Origin of the sequence: Streptomyces sp. NPDC005496, assembly GCF_042872045.1 — a bacterium.
Classification (GTDB): Bacteria; Actinomycetota; Actinomycetes; order Streptomycetales; family Streptomycetaceae; genus Streptomyces.
In genome coordinates this window covers 270,440-292,948 of the sequence record NZ_JBIAJQ010000013.1, presented here as the reverse complement: position 1 = coordinate 292,948, position 22,509 = coordinate 270,440, and the positions used below count along the sequence as shown (strand labels likewise).

The following is a 22,509-nucleotide window of genomic DNA, read 5'->3' as shown; positions in this document are numbered from 1 at the left end:
GTTACATTCCGAACCCGGAAGCTAAGCCTTACAGCGCCGATGGTACTGCAGGGGGGACCCTGTGGGAGAGTAGGACGCCGCCGAACAAATTTTGAGGACCCTTGGTCCCAGCGACTCGCTGGGGCCAGGGGTCCTTTTGTTTTTCCGAAGCGCGCCGGGTACTCGGCTGCGCGAGAATGACTTGCGGTACCGAAGACAGGAGTCACCCATGTCCACCAACTCTCCCGACGAGCGACCGGAACGCGATCAGCGACGCCGGGACAGTGGTGACCGCGGCGGCTACCGCGGGGGCCCGCCGCGTCGTGACAACGCCGGCCGCGACAACGACCGCGGTGGCTTCCGCCGCGACGACCGCGGCGACCGCGGCGGTGACCGTGGCGGGTTCCGCCGCGACGACAGCCGTGGGGGCGACCGTCCGGCGTTCCGTCGTGACGACAGCCGTGGCGGCGACCGACGCGACGACCGTCGCGGGGACGACCGGGGCGGCGACCGTGGCGGATTCCGCCGTGACGACAACCGCGGTGGCGGCGGTGGCGGTTTCCGCCGTGACGACAACCGGGGCGGTGGCGGTGGCGGTGGCTACCGCGGCCGTGACGACCGTGACAGCGGTGGCCGTCCCCCGTTCCGCCGTGACGACAGGCCGACCGGCGGACCCCGCCGCGACGACCGCCCGGCCGGCCCGCGTCGTGACGACCGTCCCTCCTCGGGTCCGCGTCGTGACGACCGCGGTGGCGACCGTGGCGGGTTCCGTCGTGATGACAGCCGTGGCGGCGACCGTCCTTCCTTCCGCCGTGACGACCGCGACGATCGCGGTGGTGACCGCGGTGGCTTCCGTCGTGACGACCGCGGTGACCGTGGCGGTGACCGCGGTGGATTCCGTCGCGATGACAGCCGTGGCGGCGACCGTCCGGCGTTCCGTCGCGACGACCGGTCGAGTGGCGCCCCCCGCCGCGACGATCGCGGTGGTGACCGCGGTGGCTTCCGTCGTGACGACCGCGGTGACCGCGGTGGCGACCGTGGCGGCTTCCGCCGTGACGACAGCCGTGGCGGCGAGCGCCCCTCGTTCCGTCGTGACGACCGGCCGACCAGTGGTCCGCGTCGTGACGACCGTCCCTCCTCGGGGCCGCGTCGTGACGACCGCGGTGGTGACCGTGGCGGGTTCCGTCGCGATGACAGCCGTGGCGGCGACCGTCCTTCCTTCCGCCGTGACGACCGCGACGATCGCGGTGGTGACCGCGGTGGCTTCCGTCGTGACGACCGCGGTGACCGCGGTGGCGACCGTGGCGGCTTCCGTCGTGACGACAGCCGTGGCGGGGATCGTCCGGCCTTCCGCCGTGATGACGACCGTGGTGGTTTCCGCGGGCGCGACGACCGCGGTGGTGACCGGCGTGACGACCGCGGTGGCGACCGTCCCGCCTTCCGTCGGGACAGCGACCGTCCGGCGTTCCGCCGGGACGACCGTGGTGACCGCGGTGGCGACCGTGGCGGCTTCCGTCGTGACGACAGCCGTGGCGGGGATCGTCCGGCCTTCCGCCGTGACGACGACCGTGGTGGTTTCCGCGGGCGCGACGACCGTGGGCAGGGACCGCGCCGGGACGACCGGGGCGGCCGTCCCGGAGGGTTCCGCGACCGTGACGACCGTCGGGGCGACGACCGGCGCGGCGGCGGGCGCTTCCGTGACGAGCGCGAGCGGGACCGCGAGCCGATCAAGCGGCTGCCGATCCCGGACGACGTCACGGGCGACGAGATCGACAAGGACGTACGGCAGGAGCTGCAGAGCCTGCCCAAGGGGCTGGCCGAGGACGTCTCCAGGAACCTGGTGATGGTCGCCCGGCTGATCGACGAGGACCCCGAGGGTGCGTACGGCTACTCCAGGGTGGCCCTGCGCCTGGCGTCCCGTGTTGCCGCCGTCCGTGAGGCCGCCGGATTCGCCGCGTACGCCAACCAGAAGTTCAGCGAGGCGCTGGCGGAGTTCCGTGCGGCACGGCGGATGACCGGCAACGTCGACCTGTGGCCCGTCATGGCGGACTGCGAGCGCGGTCTCGGCCGGCCCGAGAAGGCGCTGGACATGGCCGGTGCGCCCGAGGTGCAGAAGCTGGACAAGGCCGGGCAGGTCGAGATGCGGCTCGTGGCCGCCGGTGCCCGGCGTGACATGGACCAGCTCGACGCGGCCATCGTCACGCTCCAGAGCCCGGAGCTGGCCTCCAACTCCGTACAGCCCTGGACGGCGCGACTGCGCTACGCGTACGCCGACGCGCTCCTTGCCGCCGGTCGTGAGGACGAGGCGCGCGAGTGGTTCGCGAAGGCCGTCGAGTCCGACAAGGACGGCAGCACGGACGCCTCCGACCGGCTCGCCGAGCTGGACGGTGTCGAGTTCGTCGACGCGATGACCGAGGACGAGGCGGAGCCCCGTACCGCGCCGGTCGACCTCGACACCGACCTGGAGGACGACGAGGACGACGACGAGGTCGAGGCCGAGCCGACCCGTGTCCCCGCCGACGAGTCCGAGGTCCCGCAGGCCGAGGTGTCGGCCGACGACGAGGACGAGGACGACGAGCAGGACGGTCCCGAGGACGCTCCTCGCGGCTGACGTCCGACGGATGTAGAAGCGGAAGCGGCGGGCGGGACTCCGGCAGGGGTCCCGCCCGTCCGCGTTTCAGGACCTCAGCGCCCGCAGGACCAGACCCGACGCGGGCTTCGGGCCGAACGACGTCGACTTGCGCGGCATCGTCACGCCCTGGCGGGCGAGGTCGCGTACGACCTCCTCGCGGACCGGGTGCATCAGGACCGCCGTACCGCCGTCGCGTTCGGCCTTCTCGACCGTGGCCGCCGTGTCGTGGATGTACGCGATGCGCGCCGGGGAGTCCTCGGGGATGTGCCAGACGTGTTCGAGGAGCGCGGCGTGCAGGACCGTCGCGTCCAGGGTGCGCCAGGCCTCGGGGCGGTCCGCCGGCACCGTACGGGCCAGCAGGTCCGGGGACGGGCGGTCGATCAGGTGGAAGGCGCCGTCGCCGGCCAACAGGAAGGCGTTGCCCTCGGCCGCCGCCGCGGCGAGCGCCGTCAGGGCCTCGGCGAGGGGAACCTCCAGGTGCCGTACCCGGAAGTGGGGCGAGACCGCGGCCAGTGCCTCGCTCACCGGGAGGTGGTGCAGCAGGCGGTGGATCGCGCGGACGCGCAGCGGATGCCTCGCGGTGTCCACGAGCAGCACCAGGCCGTAGTCCCACGGGCCGGGGGAGGGGTGCTCCGCGCGCAGCCGCAGGTAGGTCGCCCAGCGGTGGTGGCCGTCCGCGATGAGGGCCTGGTGACGGCGGAGGTCCTCGCGGATCTCGGCCAGTTCGGCGGGGTCGGTCACGGCCCACAGGCGGTGGCTGTAGCCGTCCTCCGTGGTGGTGGAGAGCAGCGGTTCCCGCCCGGCGGCGCGCTCGACCACCGCGGCCGTGCCGGTCACCGAGCCGTCGCCGCGGTAGGTCAGCAGCAGGGGTTCCAGATTGGCCGAGGTGGCCCGCATCAAAGCCGCGCGGTCGGCGACCACGTGCGGCATGACGTCCTCGTGGGGGAGGACCACGCCGTCCGCGGGCTCCGACAGGCGCAGGGCGCCGATGACCCCGCGCTGGAGCAGGTCGCCGTCGCTCTGCTCGTAGACGTACAGGGCCGGCTCGGCGTCGGTGGTCAGGACGCCCTCGGACAGCCACTGCCGCAGGGTGTCCGCCGCCTGCTGGTTGCGGACGGCCGGCGTGGTGTCCTGCGGGAGGATCAGCCGGACGATGTTGTGCGGGTCCGCCGATTCGAGGTGGTGCAGCCCGTCGGGCCGGACCACGACGTCGTACGGCGGGGAGGTCACGGCCGCCAGGCTGCCGACCCGCTCCGGGTCGTAGCGCAGGCCCTGGAACGGGACCAGTTCGAGTCCCTCGCACGCCGCTGTTTCGTCCCCGGGACCCGCATAGTTCATTGAGGCATCGTAAGTGTGTCCGTGGCATGCGCGATGATCGGGGGAAAGGGATCGAACGAGGAGCGATGCGCAATGAGCCAGACCGTCAGGACGCGGCCCGACGCCAGTCGGCAGGCCCTGAACGAGGCGTACGACACGGCGCTGCTCGACCTGGACGGGGTGGTGTACGCCGGCGGGAGCGCCATCGCGCACGCCGTGGAGTCGCTCGGCACGGCCCGCTCGGGCGGGATGCACCTCGCGTACGTGACGAACAACGCCCTGCGGACCCCGGACGCCGTGGCCGCGCACCTCACCGAACTGGGGGTCCCGGCCGAGGCGTCGGACGTCATCACCTCCGCGCAGGCGGTCGCCCGGCTGATCAGCGACCAGGTGCCCGAGGGCGCCCGCGTGCTGGTCATCGGGGGTGAGGGGCTGCGGGTCGCGCTGCGCGAGCGCGGGCTCGAACCGGTCGACTCGGCCGAGGACGAGCCGGTGGCGGTCGTGCAGGGGTACGGCGGGCCCGAGTTGCCCTGGGGACGCTTCGCGGAGGCGTGCTACGCCATCGCGCGCGGGGTGCCGTGGTTCGCGTCGAACACCGACCTGACCATCCCGAGCGCGCGCGGGATCGCTCCGGGCAACGGCGCGGCGGTGGAGGTCGTCCGCATCGCCACCGGCGCCGAGCCCCAGGTGGCGGGCAAGCCGCTGCCGCCCATGCACCGGGAGACGGTCCTCCGTACCGGAGCGAAGCGGCCGCTGGTCGTCGGTGACCGGCTGGACACGGACATCGAGGGCGCGTTCAACGGCGAGGTGGACTCGCTGCTCGTACTGACGGGCGTCACGGACGGCGCGCAGCTCCTCGCCGCTCCGCCGCAGCACCGGCCGACCTTCGTCGACGCAGACCTGCGCGGGCTGCTCGCCGGGCAGCCCGAGGTCGCCGAGGCGGGCGACGGTTTCCGGTGCGGCGGCTGGACGGCCACCGCCGGGAGCGAGCGGCTGGAGCTGGACGGCGAGGGCGAGCCCCTCGACGGGCTGCGGGCCCTGTGCGCGGCGGCGTGGACGGCGGCCGGGGACGGGACCTGCGACCTGGACGGCACGAAGGCGCTGGCGAAGTCGGGCCTCTAGCCGGGGCATGACGCGGCGGGGCGCGTGACACGAGGGTGGCGGTGAGGGGGCGCGAAGGGAAGCGTGACGTAGGGGCGACGGTGTGGGGTGCGCGGCGACCGATGTGACGCGAAAGCGTCCATGCGTGTCCCGTGAGGTGGCGGCCCAGGCCGGTCCTTGACGGGCCATCGTGCCACTATGCGAGGGTAGGCTAACCTAACTGCGTGTTGGTCGACAGTCCTCCAGAACAGCGCGCGGAGACCGCTCCCGCGCCCCCGACCCGTCGGGCGATACGGTCCTTCGGGCTCGTCGCCTCCGTGCTCCTGCTGGTGCTCGTCGCGCTGGCGAGCATCGCGATCGGCGCGAAAGCGCTGCCCATGGACCAGGTCTGGCACGGCCTCTTCCACGACTCGGGCACCTACGGCGACGTCGTGGTCGACGAACGGATCTCGCGCACCGTCCTCGGACTGCTCGCCGGCGCCGCCCTCGGCCTGTCCGGCGCGGTGCTCCAGGCGCTCACCCGCAACCCCCTGGCCGATCCCGGACTGCTCGGCATCAACGCGGGCGCCTCCGCCGCCGTCGTCACCGCCATCACCTACTTCGGCGTCACCTCGCTGAGCGGCTATGTGTGGTTCGCCTTCTTCGGCGCCGCCGCCGTCGGTGTCCTGGTCTGGTTCCTCGGCGGCAGCCGGGGAGCGACCCCCGTGCGGCTGGCGCTCGCGGGCACCGCGATCAGCGCCGCGCTCTACGGCTATCTCCAGGCCGTGATGATCATGGACAACGCGGCGCTCGGCAAGATGCGCTTCTGGACGGTCGGTTCGCTCTCGGCGGCCACCGACGGGATGATCAAGCAGGTGCTGCCGTTCCTCGCGGTCGGCACGGTCCTCGCGCTCGCCCTGGCCAGACCGCTGAACGCCATGGCGATGGGCGACGACACCGCCCGCGCCCTCGGCGCCGACCTGAACCGTACCCGGGCGCTGTCCATGGCCGCCGCCACCGTGCTCTGCGGCGCGGCCACCGCCGCCTGCGGCCCGATCGTGTTCGTCGGACTGATGGTCCCGCACGTCGTGCGCTCCTTCACCGGACCCGACATGCGCTGGATCCTGCCGTACGCCGCCGTCCTGTCGCCCGTGCTGCTGCTCGGCGCCGACGTGCTGGGCCGGCTGGTGGCGCGCCCCGCGGAGCTCCAGGTCGGCATCGTCACCGCGGTCCTCGGCGGCCCGGTCTTCATCTACCTCGTACGACGGCGGAGGACGGCGCAGCTGTGAAGGCCACACGTACCCCCGCCGTCCGCCCCAGGGGCGGACTCTCGGTTCGGCTCGACGTGCGCGCCTGCGTCGTCGTCGCGCTGCTGCTCCTGGTCATGCTCGCCTCCGGTGTCGTCCTCATCGGCACCGGCGACTTCCCGATCCCCGCGGCCGACGTCCTGAGGACGCTGGCCGGCGGCGGGGACGCCGGGCAGGAGTTCATCGTCAACGAACTCCGGCTGCCCCGCGTCCTGGTGGGCATCCTGGTGGGCGCCTCGCTCGGACTGGGCGGCGCGCTCTTCCAGTCCATCTCCCGCAACCCGCTGGGCAGTCCGGACGTGCTCGGCCTCGGCCAGGGCTCCACGGCCGGCGCGCTGATCATGATCGTGCTGTTCTCGGGCTCCGCGGCCGAGGTCACCCTCGGGGCGCTCGCCGGCGGCCTGGTGACCGGATTCGCGATCTACGTGCTCGCCTGGAAGCAGGGCGTGCACGGCTATCGCCTGGTCCTGGTCGGCATCGGCGTCTCCGCCGTCGTCACGGCGGTGAACGGCTACCTGCTCACCAAGGCCGACCTGGTCGACGCGACGCGGGCGGTCGTCTGGATGACCGGCTCCCTCAACGGCCGTGACTGGTCGCAGGTCTGGCCCCTGCTCGCCATGTGCGCCGTCCTCGTGCCGCTGGTCCTCGGCAACGCGCGGGGCCTGCGGATGATGGAGATGGGCGACGACGTCTCGTACGCCCTCGGGGTGCGGGTCGAGCGGACCCGGCTCGTCCTGATGGTGTCCGCCGTCCTGCTCACCGCGGGCGCCACCGCCGCCGCCGGTCCGGTCGGCTTCGTGGCGCTCACCGCGCCGCAGCTCGCCCGGCGGCTGACCCGCTCGCCGGGGCCGAACCTGGTGCCCTCGACGTGCATGGGGGCGACCCTCCTGATCGTCGCGGACTGGGCCTCGCAGCGGGCTTTCGGCGCCGACCAGCTGCCCGTCGGCGTGGTCACCGGAGTCGTCGGCGGCCTCTACCTGCTGTGGCTGCTCGTCACCGAGCGCAGGGCGGGCCGGATATGAGCGCCAGGCCGAACACGAACACCAAGAGGAGCGCCAGCACTGTGAACCGCCTGTCCGCCGACAACGTGACCCTCCGCTACGACCAGCGCGTCATCGCGGAGAAGCTGTCGGTGGAGATCCCCGACAACTCCTTCACCGTGATCGTCGGCCCGAACGCCTGCGGAAAGTCCACGCTGCTGCGCGCCCTTTCGCGGATGCTGAGGCCCGCCGAGGGGCGGGTGCTCCTCGACGGCCAGGTCATCCACTCGATGCCCGCCAAGAAGGTCGCCCGCACGCTCGGGCTGCTGCCGCAGTCGTCCATCGCGCCGGACGGCATCACGGTCGGCGACCTGGTGGGCCGGGGCCGCTACCCCCACCAGGGCCTGCTGCGCCAGTGGTCGTCCGAGGACGAGCGGGTCGTCCGGGACTCGATGGCCTCGACCGGGGTCGCCGAACTCGCCGACCGCTACGTCGACGAGCTCTCCGGCGGACAGCGCCAGCGCGTCTGGATCGCCATGGCGCTCGCCCAGCAGACCCCGCTGCTGCTGCTCGACGAGCCGACGACGTATCTCGACATCCAGCACCAGATCGACGTGCTCGACCTGTGCGCCGAACTGCACGAGGAGCAGGGCCGCACCCTGGTCGCCGTGCTGCACGACCTCAACCACGCGGCCCGGTACGCGACCCATCTCATCGCGCTGCGCGAGGGCGCGGTCGTCGCCGAGGGGGCGCCGAACGACATCGTCACGGCCGAGCTGGTCGAGGAGGTCTTCGGGCTCCGCTGCCAGGTCATCGCCGACCCGGAGACCGGGACGCCGCTGGTGGTTCCGGCGGCGCGCAAGGCACGGGGGACCGCGGCCGGTCACGCGGTCGGCGCGGCGGCCCGCAGCGCCGAGGGCTGAGGCGTGGACAGGGGAGCGCGCGCTGCCGGTGCCGGGCGGGGACGGGAGCGGGCCACGAGGGAGCATGACCGGAGGAGCGTCGGGCACAGGCGCCGCCGGGATCTGGCCTGGCGAGCCGTCAGGGGCGGGGCTAGAGCAGGCTCCGCAGGCGCAGCAGGTCGCGCAGGCCGGCCTCCAGCTTCACCCGGCCCGAAGCCCACGCCTTCGCGAAGTTCAGCTCACCCGCGACCAGCGCGACCAGGTCGTCGCCGGTCATGGTGAGCCGGATCTGGGCCTTCTCGCGGGGCGGACCCGGGACCGTGTCGAGCACCTCGATCCGGCCGTCCCGCAGCCGGCCGACGAAGGTGGTGTCGAGGTCCGTGACACGGCAGCTCAGCGAGCGGTCCAGGGCCGCCGCACCGCGCACGTCCCCGTCGGCACCCGCCAGGTTGTCCGAGAGCTTGTCGAGTGCCGCGCGGCACTCCTCGATCGTCGCCATCGTGATCGACGGTACCGCAGCGCTTCGGGGTAGCGTCGGGGCATGAGCGACTCAGTGCCCCGGGCCGAGGGCCCGCAGGAGACGGCCGCGCCGTGGTCCGGCTTCCCCGCGGAGCGGGGACACGGGCTGCCCGCCCCGGCGTCCGTGGTGTCACCCGGGCAGGAACACGGCACGCAGACCGGCCCCGCCGAGCCCGGACACGACCCCTCCGCGCCCGCGCCGCTGGACGTCCCCCGCACCCCCACCGGCCACCCCACCGTCGACGCCCTGCTCGACCGGCTGGCCGACGCGGACCACCTCGCCACGGACGGCCATGTCGAGGTGTACGAGGATGTACACAGGAGCCTGCGCGACGAGCTGACCGCGCTCGACGCACGCCAAGGGCCCCCGGTGCCGTCGCCCCCGACGGCTCCCCCCTCTTCGTACGACCACAGGAGCTGAACCGAACGTGGCAGGAGTGGCACGACGCCGCCTCGATGCCGAGCTGGTCCGCCGCAAGCTCGCCCGCTCGCGCGAGCACGCCGGCCAGCTGATCGCCGCGGGGCGGGTCACCGTCGGCAAGACCCTCGCGACCAAGTCCGCCACCCAGGTGGAGACCGCCGCCGCGATCGTGGTCACCCAGGACGACAGCGACCCCGACTACGTCTCGCGCGGCGGGCACAAACTGGCCGGTGCCTTCGAGGCGTTCGTGCCGCAGGGCCTGAAGATCGAGGGACGCAGGGCGCTGGACGCCGGAGCGTCCACGGGCGGCTTCACCGACGTGCTGCTGCGCGCGGGCGCCGCCCACGTCGTCGCCGTCGACGTCGGCTACGGACAACTCGCCTGGTCTTTGCAGAGCGATGAACGCGTCACCGTCAAGGACCGTACGAACGTACGCGAGTTGACGTTGGAGGCGATCGATGGGGAGCCCGTGGATCTTGTCGTGGGGGATCTGTCCTTCATCCCGCTCGGACTGGTGCTGCCCGCCCTCGCGCGGTGCACGGCACCGGACGCCGATCTGGTGATGATGGTGAAGCCGCAGTTCGAGGTGGGCCGGGAACGGCTGGGCAGCGGCGGTGTCGTCCGCAGCCCGGAGCTGCGGGCCGAGGCCGTGCGCGGTGTGGCCGCGCGCGCCTGGGAACTGGGGCTCGGCGTGCGGGGCGTCACGGCCAGCCCGCTGCCCGGACCCTCCGGCAATGTCGAGTACTTTCTGTGGCTGCGTGCCGGGGCGCCCGAACCGGACCCGGCCGACGTCGACCGAGCAGTGGCGGAGGGGCCCCGTTGACTCAGACCCGAGCTCGTACTGTTTTCCTGCTCGCCCACACCGGGCGGCCCGCGGCCATCCGCAGCGCCGAGCTCGTCGTCGAGGGGCTGCTGCGCTCCGGGATCGGCGTGCGCGTCCTGGAGGCGGAGGCGGCCGACCTGCCGCTCCCGGCGACGGTGGAACTGGTCAAGGAGGCCACTCCGCAGTGCCTCGACGGGTGCGAACTGCTGATCGTGCTCGGCGGTGACGGCACCCTGCTGCGCGGGGCCGAGTTCGCCCGCGCCTCCGGCGTCCCCATGCTCGGCGTCAACCTCGGCCGGGTCGGTTTCCTCGCGGAGGCCGAGCGTGACGACCTCGACAAGGTCGTCGACCGGGTGGTGACCAAGGCGTACGAGGTCGAGGAGCGGATGACCGTCGACGTCGTCGTGCACCGCAACGGCGACATCGTGCACACCGACTGGGCGCTGAACGAGGCCGCGGTGCAGAAGGTCTCGGCGGAGAAGCTCCTCGAAGTGGTGCTGGAGATCGACGGGCGCCCGGTGACCGGCTTCGGCTGCGACGGCATCGTCTGCGCGACACCGACCGGCTCCACGGCGTACGCCTTCTCCGCGGGCGGGCCCGTGGTGTGGCCGGAGGTCGAGGCGCTGCTCATGGTGCCGATCAGCGCGCACGCCCTGTTCGCCAAGCCGCTCGTGACCTCGCCGGACTCCGTGCTCGCCGTGGAGGTGCTGCCGCACATCCCGCCCGGCGTCCTGTGGTGCGACGGGCGGCGCACGGTCGAGCTGCCGCCCGGGGCACGGGTCGAGGTGCGCCGGGGAGCCGTCCCGGTGCGGCTCGCGCGGCTGCACCACGCGTCGTTCACCGACCGGCTCGTCGCCAAGTTCGCGCTGCCCGTCTCGGGCTGGCGGGGCGCACCGCACTGACAGCGGGGTGACGTGCGGGGCCCGTCCCTGACCCGGCGGGCCCCTCGCACCCTCCGCGCCGGGGTCCCCAGGGGCCGGGAGGCGGGCCAGGAGCCCGCCCGAGGCCCCGGAGGGGGAGAGGGCGGTCCGGGACCGTCCGGACGCCGTGGTGCCACCTCCGGGCCGGTTCCGGGGCCGGGAGCCGGTGACCGTCGGTCCCCGGCCGGAGTGAGCCTCCCGGAGCCCGGCGGCCTCCCGGCGTCCCGGGTGGGAAGCCCACTCCCGCGGGTGACACGGCCCCTTCGCGGGCGTCCGTCACCTGCGCCTTCGCGGAAGGAGGGCAGGGCCCGTCGCACATCGGGTCCCTGACCTCGTAAGGTCGTGTCCGTGTTGGAGGAGATGCGGATACGGTCGCTCGGAGTCATCGACGACGCGGTCGTCGAGCTGTCACCAGGCTTCACCGCCGTGACCGGCGAGACCGGCGCGGGCAAGACGATGGTGGTCACGAGCCTCGGCCTGCTGCTCGGCGGGCGCGCGGACCCGGCCCTCGTACGGATCGGCGCGAAGAACGCGGTCGTCGAGGGGAGGATCTCCGTACCCGCGGGCGGGACGGCGATCGTGCGGGCCGAGGAGGCGGGAGCCGAGCTCGACGACGGCGCGCTGCTCATCAGCCGTACCGTTTCGGCCGAGGGGCGCTCCCGGGCCCACCTGGGCGGCCGCTCGGTCCCCGTGGGCGTGCTCGCGGAACTGGCCGACGAGCTGGTCGCCGTGCACGGGCAGACCGACCAGCAGGGGCTGCTCAAGCTGTCCCGGCAGCGGCAGGCCCTCGACCGGTACGCCGGTGACGCGGTGGCCGTGCCGCTCGCCAAGTACACGGGCGCCTACCGCAGGCTGCGCGCGATCTCGGCCGAGCTGGACGAGATCACCACGCGCGCGCGGGAACGCGCTCAGGAGGCCGACCTGCTGCGGTTCGGGCTCGACGAGATCGCCGCCGTCGAACCGCGCCGGGGCGAGGACGTGGAGCTGGCCGCCGAGGCCGAGCGGCTGGGGCACGCGGAGGCGCTGGCCTCGGCCGCGACCGTCGCGCACGCCGCGCTCGCGGGAAACCCCGAGGACCCGGAGGGCATCGACGCCACGACCCTCGTCGCGGGCGCGCACCGGGCGCTGGAGGCGGTCAGGTCCCACGACTCCGCGCTGGGCGCGCTGGCCGGGCGGATCGGCGAGATCGGCATCTTGCTGGGCGACGTCGCCGGGGAGCTGGCCGGGTACGCCGACGACCTCGACGCCGACCCGCTGCGGCTCGCGGCGGTCGAGGAGCGGCGCGCCGCCCTCACGCAGCTGACCCGCAAGTACGGCGAGGACATCGACGCCGTGCTCGACTGGTCCGAGCGGAGCGCCGTGCGGCTGACCGAGCTGGACGGCGACGACGAGCGGCTCGGTGAACTGACCGCGGAGCGGGACGCGCTGCGGGCCGAACTGGGCGGACTGGCGCAGGCGCTGACGGACGCCCGCACGGAGGCCGCCGAGCGCTTCGCCGCCGCCGTCACCGCCGAGCTGGCCTCGCTCGCCATGCCGCACGCGCGCGTGTCCTTCGACCTCCGGCAGACCGAGGACCCGGAGGGTGTGGAGGTCGGCGGGCGCACGGTCGCGTACGGGCCGGCCGGTGTCGACGAGGTCGAGCTGCTGCTGGCCCCGCACCCCGGGGCCCCGCCGCGGCCCATCGCCAAGGGCGCCTCGGGCGGTGAGCTGTCGCGGGTGATGCTCGCGGTCGAGGTCGTCTTCGCGGGGACCGACCCCGTGCCGACGTACCTCTTCGACGAGGTCGACGCGGGCGTCGGCGGCAAGGCCGCGGTCGAGATCGGGCGGCGGCTGGCCAAGCTGGCCAAGTCCGCGCAGGTCGTCGTCGTGACGCACCTGCCGCAGGTGGCCGCGTTCGCCGACCGTCAGCTCCTGGTCGAGAAGACGAACGACGGTTCGGTGACCCGGTCCGGGGTGAAGGTCCTGGAGGGCGAGGACCGCATCCGCGAGCTGTCCCGCATGCTCGCGGGCCAGGAGGACTCGGAGACGGCCCGCGCCCACGCGGAGGAACTCCTGGCGACGGCCAGGGCGGACGGATAACCCCGGGATCGGGGCACAGGCGGTGCGGGAGCGGGGGGGGCAACTTCGCTCCCTGCGGTTGCGGCGGCCCCACGGGGTCGTCGCTCCCCGCCGGGTCCGGGGGCGGCCGCCGGTTCGTAGGGTGGCGGTCATGGTCACACGCATGAGCACCGCACTCGGGCTCGCCGCCGGTGTCACGCGCGCGGGGATCGCCGCGCTGCGCGTCAAGGCGCCCGGCGGGCGCGGGCGTTGGGAGCGGACGAACTACGCCGGGCGGACCGTCGAGGTGTACGCGGGCCCCGCCGCGGCCCTCGGGGCGGCGCTCGCCGCCGGGCGCGCCGACCGTGCCGCCGGGTTCGCCGTACTCGCCGCCGGTGCCTGCGGCGCCTACGACGACATCATTGGGGCCGGCGACCCGCGGCGCGGCTTCCGGGCGCATCTCGGTGCCCTGCGCCACGGCGAAGTGACCAGCGGCGCCGTCAAGTTGTTCGGCATCTCGGCCGCGGGCCTGGTCGCGGGGGCGCTGCTCAAGGAGCGTCCCGTGGACAAGGTGCTGGCGGGAGTGGTGATCGCCGGGACCGCGCACCTCGTCAACCTCGTGGACGTACGCCCGGGAAGGGCCGCCGGCGCGGTGCTCGTCCTCGGGGCGCCGGGGCTGCTGCGGAAGGGCGCGGCGGCCGGGCTGTCCGCCGCCGCCGTGGGCGCGGCCGCGGCCGTCCTCCCCGACGACCTCGGCGAGCGCGCGATGATCGGCGACACAGGCGCCCACGCGCTCGGCGCCGCCCTGGGCAGCGCCGTCGCGGCCGGCAACGGCAGGGCCGGGCTGGCCGCCCACGCGGCGGCACTGGTGGCCGCGGCGGCCTTCGGCGAGCGAGTGAGCGCGCGGGCGCGTACGCCCCTGCGCGGGCGGCACTGAGGACGACGGCGCGACCGGCGCGAGGGCGGGCGCGCACTGGAGGCCGCGCGCCCCTGGACGGGGGCCGAACAACGAGTCGCCCCGCCTGCCGGGGCGCCCTCGGTACGCGGAGCGGACCGTGCCGTTCACTCCGGCTCTCGAACCCCGGGACGAAAAGGCCGCATCCCTCACTCATGTGAGTGACCACGCCCGTAGAGTTGCCCACCGCGGCGCGGCTGCGGCCGCCCGGTGGTGCCGGAACGGGCGGGTGTCCTGGCATCCTTGACGCAGTACGCGAAGCACGACGTGCGGTACACCCCCTCCGCGCGACCTTCTGTACGTTTCTTCGTGACCGTCCGACGCCGAACCAGGAGCCCCGGCCACGTGAGCCTCGTGAGCAGCCACGCACCGCACGGACAGTCGCCGCTGCGCACCGTGCAGGTGCTCGGCGGCGGCAGCGCGGGCAGCAGCGCGCATGTGCGGTCCCTGGCGTCGGGACTCGTCGCCCGGGGCGTGCGGGTCACCGTGTGCGCCCCCGCCGAAGCCGAACACGCCTACGGCTTCACGGCGGTGGGCGCCCAGCACGCCCCCGTACCCCGCAGCGGCGACCCCGCCTCCGTGGCCGCTCTGCGCGCCGCCTGCGCCGAGGCGGACCTGGTGCACGCGCACGGACTGCACGCGGCGCTGCGGGCCGCGCTCGCGCTCAGCGGCCGGAGCGTCCCGCTCGTGGTCACCTGGCACACCCGGGCCCGGGCCGAAGGAGCGCGGGCCAGGCTGCTGCGGCTGCTGGAGCGGCGCGTCGCCCGGGCCGCGACCGTCGTCCTCGGCACCTCCTCCGACCTGGTGGACCGGGCCCGCAGGAGGGGAGCCCGGGACGCGCGGCTGGCCGCGGTCGCCCTCCCGGCGCCACGCAAGCCCGTCGAGCACGACGACCAGGACCGGCTGCGGCACAAGGCGCGGGCCGAACTCGGCGCCACCGGACGCCCGTTGCTCGTCGCCGTCGGCTCCCTGGACCGGCACCGCGGCTACGGCACCCTGCTGAGCGCCGCGCGTGCCTGGCGCCACCTGACGCCCGCGCCCCTGCTCGTCATCGCGGGCGAGGGGCCGCTGCGGGCCGAACTCCAGCACCGCATCGAGGACGAGGGCCTGCCGGTGCGTCTGGTCGGACGCCGCGACGACATCGCCGAGCTGCTCGCGGGCGCCGATCTGGCGCTCCTGCCCAGCAGTTGGGAATCGCGCTCCGTCCTCGCCCAGGAAGCCCTGCACGCCCGCGTGCCGCTGGTGGCGACCGAGGTCGGAGGCATCCCCGAACTGGTCGGCGACGCCGCCGAACTCGTCCCGTACGGGAACGCGGACGCCCTGGCCGCCGCCGTCGTACGGCTCCTGGAGGACCCCGCGCGCCGCGAACTCCTCAAGGACAGGGGCGTGCGGCAGGCGGCCACCTGGCCCACCGAGGACGACACGGTCGCCCAGGTCCTCAGCGTCTACGACGAGTTGACCCAGCCGCGCCCGCTGCCCTGACCGGCCGGCGCGCTCACGCCCCCGCCGGTGACGGCTACGGCACGTGCCGGCGGGCCCGCAGCGCCAGGCTCAACGCCAGTACCGTCTGCGGGTCGTCCAGGTCGGTGCCGAGCAACTCCCCGATCCTCGCGAGGCGGTTGTAGAGCGTCTGGCGGTTGAGGTGCAGTTCGCGTGCCGTCTCCGCCTTGCGTCCGGCGTGCGCCAAGTACGTCTGGAGCGTGGGCAGAAGCGGCGGCTTCGACCGCTGGTCGTGCTCACGGAGCGGACCGATCGCGCGGTCCACGAAGGCCGCCAGGTCGGGATGGTCGCGGAGCCGCCACAGCAGCAGGTCGATGTCGAGGCGCCGGGCGTCGTACCAGGGGCGGTCCGACAGGCCCTGCGCGGCCGTCGCCGTCTCCGCCGCGTGCCGCAGGCCCGCCGAGGCCGCCGCCCAGCCGCCCGCGACGCCGACCACCACCACCGGCGGCTGCGCGCCCGGCCGCTGCATGCCCGCGCGCTCCACCCCGGCCCGCAGCGCCGCGGCGACCCGGTCCGCGACGGCCGCGCGCTCGGACTCCGACCGCAGGCCGAGCAGCAGGGGCACGCGGCCCTCGACGGGACGTACGCCCAGGAGCACCGGCACCCCCACCGAGGCCAGTTCCTCGGCGACCGCGCGGGCGAGGACCGCCCAGCCGCCGCCCGGCGAGAGTCCGTCCGCGAGGCGCATCACGACCGGCAGCAGTGGACTGCTGCCCGGCTTGAACCCCAGGACGCGGGCCTGCGCGGGCGCGTCCTCGGCCCGGATACGCCCCTCGGCGAGGTCGGTGAGGAAGTCGCCGCGGCCGCGTGCCGCCAGCTCCTCCTCCTGGCGGGCCTGCATCAGGACGACCGCCAGGATGCCCGCCGCCCGCTCGGCCGCCATCCGGTGCACGGGCGCCGTCGGGGCGCTCACCGGCGTGAGGACCAGCCGGGCGCGGACCGAGCCGGTGCCGGGGCCGCCGCCGGGCACGTCCACGACGGTCGTGCCCGCGGCCGGCTCGTCCTTGTGCTGGCCGCGCAGCCCCTCCCACACCTGGAGCGGGTCGGCGCCTGCGGGACCGGCGCCGGCCGCGTACAGGAGCCGGCCGTCCGCCGTCTCCAGGAAGACCGGGTTGCCGGCGAAGTCCGCGAGGATGCCGAGGACCTGCGGGATGCCGCCCCCGCCGAGCAGCGCCTCCGTGCAGCGCCGGTGCACCTCCTCGGCCTGCTGGAGCAGCGCGTAGTGGCCGTTGACGATCTCGGTGTGGACCTCCTCCGTCACCGTCACGAAGGGCACCTCGCGGTGCAGCTGGACCAGCGGGAGACCGGCCGCGCGTGCCGTCTCCACCAGGGCCGCGGGAAGCCGGGAGAAGCGCGGCCCGAGCTCGACGACCAGCGCGGCGATCCCGCGCTCGGCCAGGGTGCGCACGAAGGCGCGCTGCTCGGCGGGGCGGGTGCCGAGGCCGTACCCCGTGGTCAGCAGCAGTTCGCCGCCCTTGAGGAGCGAGGCGATGTTCGGGACCTCGCCCGCGTGGACCCAGCGCACCGTGCGTTGCAGCCGGTCGGCCCCCGCCAGGATCTCCGGCAGCCCGCTGCGCAGTCCGGGCAGCTCCAGCGCGCGCTGCACGGTGATCCCGGCGCCCTCGGTGTCGTAACGGCTGTCCATGCAGCGGACGCTACCGGCGCGCGGGTTCCGGGAACATCTCCGGCCCGTTACGGGAACGATCAGCGGCCCCCGGGGCCCGACAATGCGTCGCCCCTGCACGGCAATTGCACGACCTGCTGTCTGTTGTGGCGTGCGTCACGCCGCCGCCACACTGTCGCATCCGTTGCACAACCGCGATCGGATCTTCGGATTCCGTCGCGTCGGCGCGCAGAGAGGGGCGGGAATGGCAGAAACACCCAGGCGAGAGGTACACCGGCTCAAGGCGAATTCCGTAGGACTGGTCGGCGTCGTCTTCATGGCGGTCGCCACCGCGGCGCCGATCACCGCGATGACCGGCAACCTGCCCATCGCGGTCGGCTTCGGCAACGGCACGGGAGCGCCCGCCGGGTACCTCTTCGCCACGGTCGTGCTGACGGTCTTCTCGGTCGGCTACGTCGCGATGGCCAAGCGGATCACGGCGGCGGGCGCCTTCTACGGCTACATCTCGCACGGCCTGGGCCGGATCGCCGGCATGGCCTCCGGAATGCTCGCGGTCCTCGCCTACGTCGTCTTCGAGGCGTCGATCGTCGGCGTCTTCTCGTACTTCGCGAAGACCACCGTGCACGACCAGCTCGGCGCCGACCTGCCCTGGATCGTGTACGCGGCCGCCATGCTCGCGGTCACCGCCGTGCTGTCGTTCTTCGACATCAACCTCACCGCGAAGGCGCTCGGCGTGATGCTGATCGCCGAGATCGCGGTGCTCTTCGCGGTGGCCACGGCCGTGCTGCTCCAGGGCGGCGGCCCGGACGGCATCCCGCTGGAGCCGGTCAACCCGAAGAACGCGTTCACCGGCACCTCCGCCGGACTCGGCCTGTTCTTCGCGTTCTGGTCGTGGGTCGGCTTCGAGTCGACCGCGATGTACGGCGAGGAGTCCCGCGACCCGAAGCGCGTCATCCCGCGCGCCACGATCATCTCGGTGGTCGGCGTCGGCCTCTTCTACATCTACGTCTCCTGGATGACGATCGCCGGCAACGGCCTCAAGGGCTCGGTCGAGGTCTCCTCCGGCACCAGCCCGCTCGACCTCTTCTTCGACCCGGCGCACGCATTCATCGGGGCCTGGGCCGTCGACACCTTCCAATGGCTGCTGATCACCGGCTCGTTCGCCTGCGGCATGGCCTTCCACCAGTGCGCGTCGCGCTACCTGTACGCGATCGGACGCGAGGGCTTCCTGCACCCGGCGCTCGGGCGCACGCACCCGAAGCACGGCTCCCCGTACCTCGCCTCCTTCGTGCAGTCCGTCATCGCCGTGGCGCTGGTCGGCGCCTTCTGGCTCACCGGGCAGGACCCGTACATCCACCTCTACACGCTGCTCGCGATCCTCGGCACGATGGCGATCCTCATCGTGCAGACCCTGTGCTCCTTCGCGGTCATCGGCTACTTCCGTCGCAACCACCCCGAGGACCGGCACTGGTTCAGGACCTTCACGGCACCGCTGATCGGCGGGATCGGCATGATCGCCGTGGTCGTGCTGCTGGTGCTGAACCTGGACACCGCGGCCGGCACGGCGGCGGACTCGCTGTTCTTCGAGGCCATCCCGTGGATCGTCGGCCTCGTCTTCTTCGGCGGCCTCGGCCTCGGCTGGTACCTGAAGGCCCGGCACCCGGAGCGCTACGAGATCATCGGCCGCATCGTCCTGGAGGACGCGGCCGAGCGCACGCACGACGTCAAGGAACCCTCCGCCACCGTCTGAGGAGCTCTGCCGTGTCCCGTACGCACCTGATGCACGTCCTGCGAGGCCTCGCCGCCGACCACGCCGCCGCCCACCGGTTCGGCGTCCCCGTGGCGGAGGCGCGCGGCCTGCGCACGAGCCGCCGGACCGTCCTCAAGGGCGCCGCCGCGGCGGGTCTCGCCACCGCGGCCGCCACCGGAACAGCCGTCGCGCCCGCGGCGGCCGCCACGGCGACGGCACCCCGCATCGCGGTCGTGGGCGCCGGCATCGCCGGGCTCACCGCCGCCCTCACCCTGCGCGACGCGGGCCTGGCCTGCACGCTCTACGAGGCGAACCCGGACCGCGTGGGCGGCCGGATGTACACCCAGCGCGACCACTGGGCGTACGGCCAGAGCTCCGAGATCGGCGGGGAGCTGATCGACACCAGCCACAAGAAGATGCTGGAACTGTGCCGCCGCTTCGGGCTCCCCACCGAGGACTTCCTCGGCGGCGGCCCCAACGGGGCTAAGGAGGTGCTCTGGTTCGGCGGCGCGTACTACCCGCGCGAGCAGGCCGACGAGGACTTCAAGGGCGTCTACCAGGCCCTGCGTCGCGACCTGTCGGAGGCGGGGGAGGTGCTGTGGAACCGGACCACGCCCACCGGCACCGCCCTGGACGACATGTCCCTGTACGACTGGATCGAGTCCCGTGTGCCGGGCGGTCACGGCTCCCGGCTCGGCCGGTTCTTCGACGTCGCGTACAACGTCGAGTACGGCGCCGACACCGTCGAACAGTCCGCGCTCGCCCTGGTCCTGCTGATGGGCTACCAGACCAATCCGGGCAACTTCAACGTCTGGGGGCTGTCCAACGAGCGCTACCACATCACCGGAGGCAACGACCGACTGCCGCGGGCCATCGCGGACTTCCTGCCCGACGGGACGATCCGCCACGGCTGGTCGCTCACCGCGCTCAGGGCCAATTCCGACGGGACGCAGACCCTGACGTTCACGGAGGCCGGCGCCACACGCACCGTCACCGCCGACCACACCGTCCTGTGCGTGCCGCTGCCGGTCCTGCAGGGACTCGACCTGAGCAGGGCCGGCTTCGACCCGCGCATGAGGAACCTGCTGCGCGACGCCCGCATGGGGTACTGCACCAAGCTCAACATGCAGTTCTCCAGCCGCCCCTGGCGCGGCACCGGTGCCTGGCCGGGCGTCTCCGCGGGCGACTGCTTCACCGACAGCGACGTCCAGCAGACCTGGGACACCACCAAGGTGCAGCCCGGCACCGGCGGCATCCTCCTCCAGTACGGCGGCGGCAGCCTCGCCAGGTCCCTCACCCCGGCCGGCCCGTTCTCCCGCGAGAGCGACCCCTACGTCACGGCCCTGGCGAAGAAGCACCTCAAGGGCATCGACGCCTTCTTCCCCGGTACGTCGGCGGCCTGGACCGGGAAGGCCCAGCTCTCCGCCTGGCACCTCAACCCCTATGCCCTGGGCGCCTATTCGTACTGGCCCGTGGGCTACCTCCACCGGTACGCGGGCTACGAGGGCGTCGCCCAGGGCAACGTGCACATCGGCGGCGAGCACTGCTCGTACGACTTCCAGGGGTTCATGGAGGGCGGCGCGACCGAGGGCGAGCGGGCGGCCCGGGAGGTGATCTCGGCCGTCCTGTGACCTCCGCCGACTCGTGACCCCCGCACAGCACGGCGGCCCCGCTCCCTCCCGGACGTACCGGAGGGAGCGGGGCCGCCGCTCGGAACCGCGGGTCAGCCGCCGTAGGCGCCGCTCGCCGTCAGCCGCAGCGCCGTGTCGATCAGCGGCACGTGGCTGAAGGCCTGCGGGAAGTTGCCGACCTGGCGCTGGAGCCGGGAGTCCCACTCCTCGGCGAGCAGACCCAGGTCGTTGCGCAGGGCGAGCAGCTTCTCGAACAGCTTGCGGGCCTCGTCGACCCGGCCGATCATCGCGAGGTCGTCCGCCATCCAGAACGAGCAGGCGAGGAACGCGCCCTCGTCGCCCTCCAGACCGTCCACGCCCGCGTGCTCACCGGACGTCGGGTAGCGCAGGATGAAGCCGTCCTCGGTGGACAGCTCGCGCTGGATCGCCTCGATCGTGCCGATCACGCGCTTGTCGTCCGGCGGCAGGAAGCCCATCTGCGGGATCAGCAGCAGCGAGGCGTCCAGCTCCTGGGAGCCGTACGACTGCGTGAACGTGTTGCGCTCCTTGTCGTAGCCCTTCTCGCACACGTCCCGGTGGATGTCGTCGCGCAGCTCGCGCCACTTCTCCAGCGGCCCGTCCGCGTCGCCCGACTCGATGAGCTTGATCGTCCGGTCGACGGCGACCCAGGCCATCACCTTGGAGTGCACGAAGTGCCGGCGCGGCCCGCGCACCTCCCAGATGCCCTCGTCCGGCTGGTCCCAGTGGTCCTCCAGGTAGCGGATCAGCTTGAGCTGGAGCAGCGAGGCGTAGTCGTTGCGGGACAGGCCCGTCATGTGCGCCAGGTGCAGGGCCTCGGTGACCTCGCCGTACACGTCCAGCTGAAGCTGGTGCGCGGCGCCGTTGCCCACCCGCACCGGCGCCGACTTCTCGTACCCGGGCAGCCAGTCCAGCTCCGCCTCGCCCAGCTCCCGCTCACCCGCGATGCCGTACATGATCTGCAGGTTCTCGGGGTCGCCGGCCACCGCGCGCAGCAGCCACTCGCGCCAGGCGCGGGCCTCCTCGCGGTATCCGGTGCGCAGCAGGGAGGACAGGGTGATCGCCGCGTCGCGCAGCCAGGTGTAGCGGTAGTCCCAGTTGCGGACGCCGCCGATCTCCTCGGGCAGGGAGGTCGTGGGCGCCGCGACGATGCCGCCCGTCGGGGCGTACGTCAGGGCCTTCAGCGTGATCAGGGAACGGACCACGGCCTCCCGGTAGGGGCCGTGGTACGTACATTGGTCCACCCAGTCGCGCCAGAACTCCTCCGTCGCCTCCAGGGACTGCTCGGGCTCGGGCAGCGCGGGCGGCTGCTTGTGCGAGGGCTCCCAGGAGATGGTGAACGCGATCCGCTCACCCGGCGCCACCGTGAAGTCGGCGTACGTGGTGAGCGCCTTGCCGTAGGTCTCGCAGGCTGTGTCGAACCACACGGAGTCGGGGCCCGCCACGGCCACCGTCCGGCCCTCGTGCTTGTGCACCCAGGGCACCACGCGGCCGTACGAGAAACGCATCCGCAGGGCGGAGCGCATCGGCACCCGGCCGGTGACGCCCTCGACGATCCGGATCAGCTGCGGCGCGCCGTCACGCGGGGGCATGAAATCGATCACCCGAACCGTGCCGCGTGGGGTGTCCCACTCGGATTCGAGGATCAGTGAGTCGCCGCGGTACCTGCGCCGGGCCGCGGTGGGCGGCTCGGCGTCGGCCGCGTGCGCCGGTCCGAGCCTCCAGAAGCCGTGCTCCTCGGTGCCCAGCAGCCCGGCGAAGATGGCATGCGAGTCGAAGCGGGGCAGGCACAGCCAGTCGACTGTGCCGTCCCGGCAGACCAGCGCCGCTGTCTGCATGTCTCCGATGAGTGCGTAGTCCTCGATGCGCCCGGCCACGTGCATCTCCAGTCGAACGGCCACGTCGCCCCCGGGGGGCGGTCGCTCTTGCGGTCAAGGGGTCTGTGTTAAGCGTCGTCGCGAAACGACGGAAGGCTTATGCGAATGTCGTTGCGAAACGAACTGACGAGCTCTCGTGTTCCGGGATGCGGGCGTGGGTGGTGCCGTCTACCGGCCGGTCTCGGCAGTGAGTGTCCGAGCAGGATACGACGCACCTCGATGATCCGCGTGCCCCTC

General features: G+C 73.4%; 18 protein-coding genes and 1 rRNA gene. 15 read left to right on the top strand and 4 right to left on the bottom strand.

Translation table 11 applies throughout. The features are described from left to right. The 3 genes from rrf to ACFYQQ_RS34105 all read left to right on the top strand — a co-directional run. A 5S ribosomal RNA gene (gene rrf / locus ACFYQQ_RS34115) occupies positions 1–86 on the top strand; the annotation flags it as partial. A gap of 90 nt (positions 87–176) precedes the next feature. Next, positions 177–1,823 (top strand): hypothetical protein, encoded by a 1,647-nt coding sequence (locus ACFYQQ_RS34110; RefSeq protein ID WP_388906477.1) that lies wholly within the window; start codon positions 177–179, stop codon positions 1,821–1,823. Beyond that, positions 1,715–2,590: a hypothetical protein gene (locus ACFYQQ_RS34105; RefSeq protein ID WP_388906475.1), complete on the top strand. Its 876-nt coding sequence runs from the start codon at positions 1,715–1,717 to the stop codon at positions 2,588–2,590. The genes ACFYQQ_RS34110 and ACFYQQ_RS34105 overlap by 109 nt, the downstream gene beginning before the upstream one ends. A 66-nt stretch (positions 2,591–2,656) precedes the next feature. Here ACFYQQ_RS34105 and ACFYQQ_RS34100 read toward each other — a convergent pair whose 3' ends face one another. After that, positions 2,657–3,949 carry a DUF1015 domain-containing protein gene (locus ACFYQQ_RS34100; protein ID WP_355787304.1) on the bottom strand — a complete coding sequence of 431 codons (1,293 nt, stop codon included), beginning with the start codon at positions 3,947–3,949 and terminating at the stop codon, positions 2,657–2,659. A 72-nt stretch (positions 3,950–4,021) separates the two neighbouring features. Between ACFYQQ_RS34100 and ACFYQQ_RS34095 the strand changes: the two genes are divergently transcribed. From ACFYQQ_RS34095 to ACFYQQ_RS34080, 4 genes are all read left to right on the top strand, one after another. Further along, positions 4,022–5,050 carry an HAD hydrolase-like protein gene (locus ACFYQQ_RS34095; RefSeq protein ID WP_355787301.1) on the top strand — a complete coding sequence of 343 codons (1,029 nt, stop codon included), beginning with the start codon at positions 4,022–4,024 and terminating at the stop codon, positions 5,048–5,050. A 203-nt stretch (positions 5,051–5,253) separates the two neighbouring features. Next, positions 5,254–6,297 (top strand): iron chelate uptake ABC transporter family permease subunit, encoded by a 1,044-nt coding sequence (locus tag ACFYQQ_RS34090; RefSeq protein WP_355787298.1) that lies wholly within the window; start codon positions 5,254–5,256, stop codon positions 6,295–6,297. Continuing rightward, on the top strand, positions 6,294–7,337 hold the full coding sequence (locus ACFYQQ_RS34085) for an iron chelate uptake ABC transporter family permease subunit (RefSeq protein WP_356173278.1): 1,044 nt from the start codon (positions 6,294–6,296) through the stop codon (positions 7,335–7,337). Before ACFYQQ_RS34090 ends, ACFYQQ_RS34085 begins: the two co-directional genes overlap by 4 nt. Next, positions 7,334–8,218: an ABC transporter ATP-binding protein gene (locus ACFYQQ_RS34080; protein ID WP_355792336.1), complete on the top strand. Its 885-nt coding sequence runs from the start codon at positions 7,334–7,336 to the stop codon at positions 8,216–8,218. The genes ACFYQQ_RS34085 and ACFYQQ_RS34080 overlap by 4 nt, the downstream gene beginning before the upstream one ends. Positions 8,219–8,348: 130 nt before the next feature. Here the strand turns inward: ACFYQQ_RS34080 and ACFYQQ_RS34075 are convergent, their stop codons facing one another. Continuing rightward, positions 8,349–8,696 carry an alkyl sulfatase C-terminal domain-containing protein gene (locus ACFYQQ_RS34075; protein ID WP_355792334.1) on the bottom strand — a complete coding sequence of 116 codons (348 nt, stop codon included), beginning with the start codon at positions 8,694–8,696 and terminating at the stop codon, positions 8,349–8,351. Between the two features lie 42 nt (positions 8,697–8,738). Between ACFYQQ_RS34075 and ACFYQQ_RS34070 the strand changes: the two genes are divergently transcribed. The 6 genes from ACFYQQ_RS34070 (at position 8,739) to ACFYQQ_RS34045 (ending at position 15,354) form a co-directional block, all read left to right on the top strand. Next, positions 8,739–9,137 (top strand): hypothetical protein, encoded by a 399-nt coding sequence (locus tag ACFYQQ_RS34070; protein WP_388906466.1) that lies wholly within the window; start codon positions 8,739–8,741, stop codon positions 9,135–9,137. A gap of 7 nt (positions 9,138–9,144) precedes the next feature. Next, complete coding sequence (locus ACFYQQ_RS34065) at positions 9,145–9,960, top strand: TlyA family RNA methyltransferase (protein ID WP_355792331.1); 816 nt, start codon at positions 9,145–9,147, stop codon at positions 9,958–9,960. After that, the gene (locus tag ACFYQQ_RS34060; protein WP_121403893.1) at positions 9,957–10,862 is read left to right on the top strand and encodes an NAD kinase; all 906 of its coding nucleotides are present in this window, start codon (positions 9,957–9,959) and stop codon (positions 10,860–10,862) included. The genes ACFYQQ_RS34065 and ACFYQQ_RS34060 overlap by 4 nt, the downstream gene beginning before the upstream one ends. A 366-nt stretch (positions 10,863–11,228) precedes the next feature. Next, positions 11,229–12,959: a DNA repair protein RecN gene (gene recN, locus ACFYQQ_RS34055; RefSeq protein WP_356173283.1), complete on the top strand. Its 1,731-nt coding sequence runs from the start codon at positions 11,229–11,231 to the stop codon at positions 12,957–12,959. Positions 12,960–13,101: 142 nt separating this feature from the next. Beyond that, complete coding sequence (locus tag ACFYQQ_RS34050; RefSeq protein WP_388906463.1) at positions 13,102–13,854, top strand: hypothetical protein; 753 nt, start codon at positions 13,102–13,104, stop codon at positions 13,852–13,854. 363 nt (positions 13,855–14,217) lie between these two features. Next, on the top strand, positions 14,218–15,354 hold the full coding sequence (locus ACFYQQ_RS34045; protein WP_388906461.1) for a glycosyltransferase family 4 protein: 1,137 nt from the start codon (positions 14,218–14,220) through the stop codon (positions 15,352–15,354). 34 nt (positions 15,355–15,388) lie between these two features. Here the strand turns inward: ACFYQQ_RS34045 and ACFYQQ_RS34040 are convergent, their stop codons facing one another. Then, the gene (locus tag ACFYQQ_RS34040; protein WP_356173292.1) at positions 15,389–17,017 is read right to left on the bottom strand and encodes a PucR family transcriptional regulator; all 1,629 of its coding nucleotides are present in this window, start codon (positions 17,015–17,017) and stop codon (positions 15,389–15,391) included. A gap of 223 nt (positions 17,018–17,240) precedes the next feature. Here ACFYQQ_RS34040 and ACFYQQ_RS34035 point away from each other — a divergent pair, with 223 nt between their 5' ends. Both ACFYQQ_RS34035 and ACFYQQ_RS34030 read left to right on the top strand, forming a co-directional pair. Further along, complete coding sequence (locus tag ACFYQQ_RS34035) at positions 17,241–18,746, top strand: APC family permease (RefSeq protein ID WP_388906457.1); 1,506 nt, start codon at positions 17,241–17,243, stop codon at positions 18,744–18,746. 11 nt (positions 18,747–18,757) lie between these two features. Then, complete coding sequence (locus tag ACFYQQ_RS34030) at positions 18,758–20,377, top strand: flavin monoamine oxidase family protein (RefSeq protein ID WP_388906454.1); 1,620 nt, start codon at positions 18,758–18,760, stop codon at positions 20,375–20,377. Between the two features lie 92 nt (positions 20,378–20,469). On the opposite strand, the gene ACFYQQ_RS34025 is transcribed toward ACFYQQ_RS34030, so the two are convergent. Next, positions 20,470–22,272, bottom strand: a complete 1,803-nt coding sequence (locus tag ACFYQQ_RS34025; protein ID WP_356173404.1) for a glycoside hydrolase family 15 protein — start codon at positions 22,270–22,272, stop codon at positions 20,470–20,472. Positions 22,273–22,509: the final 237 nt, after the last annotated feature.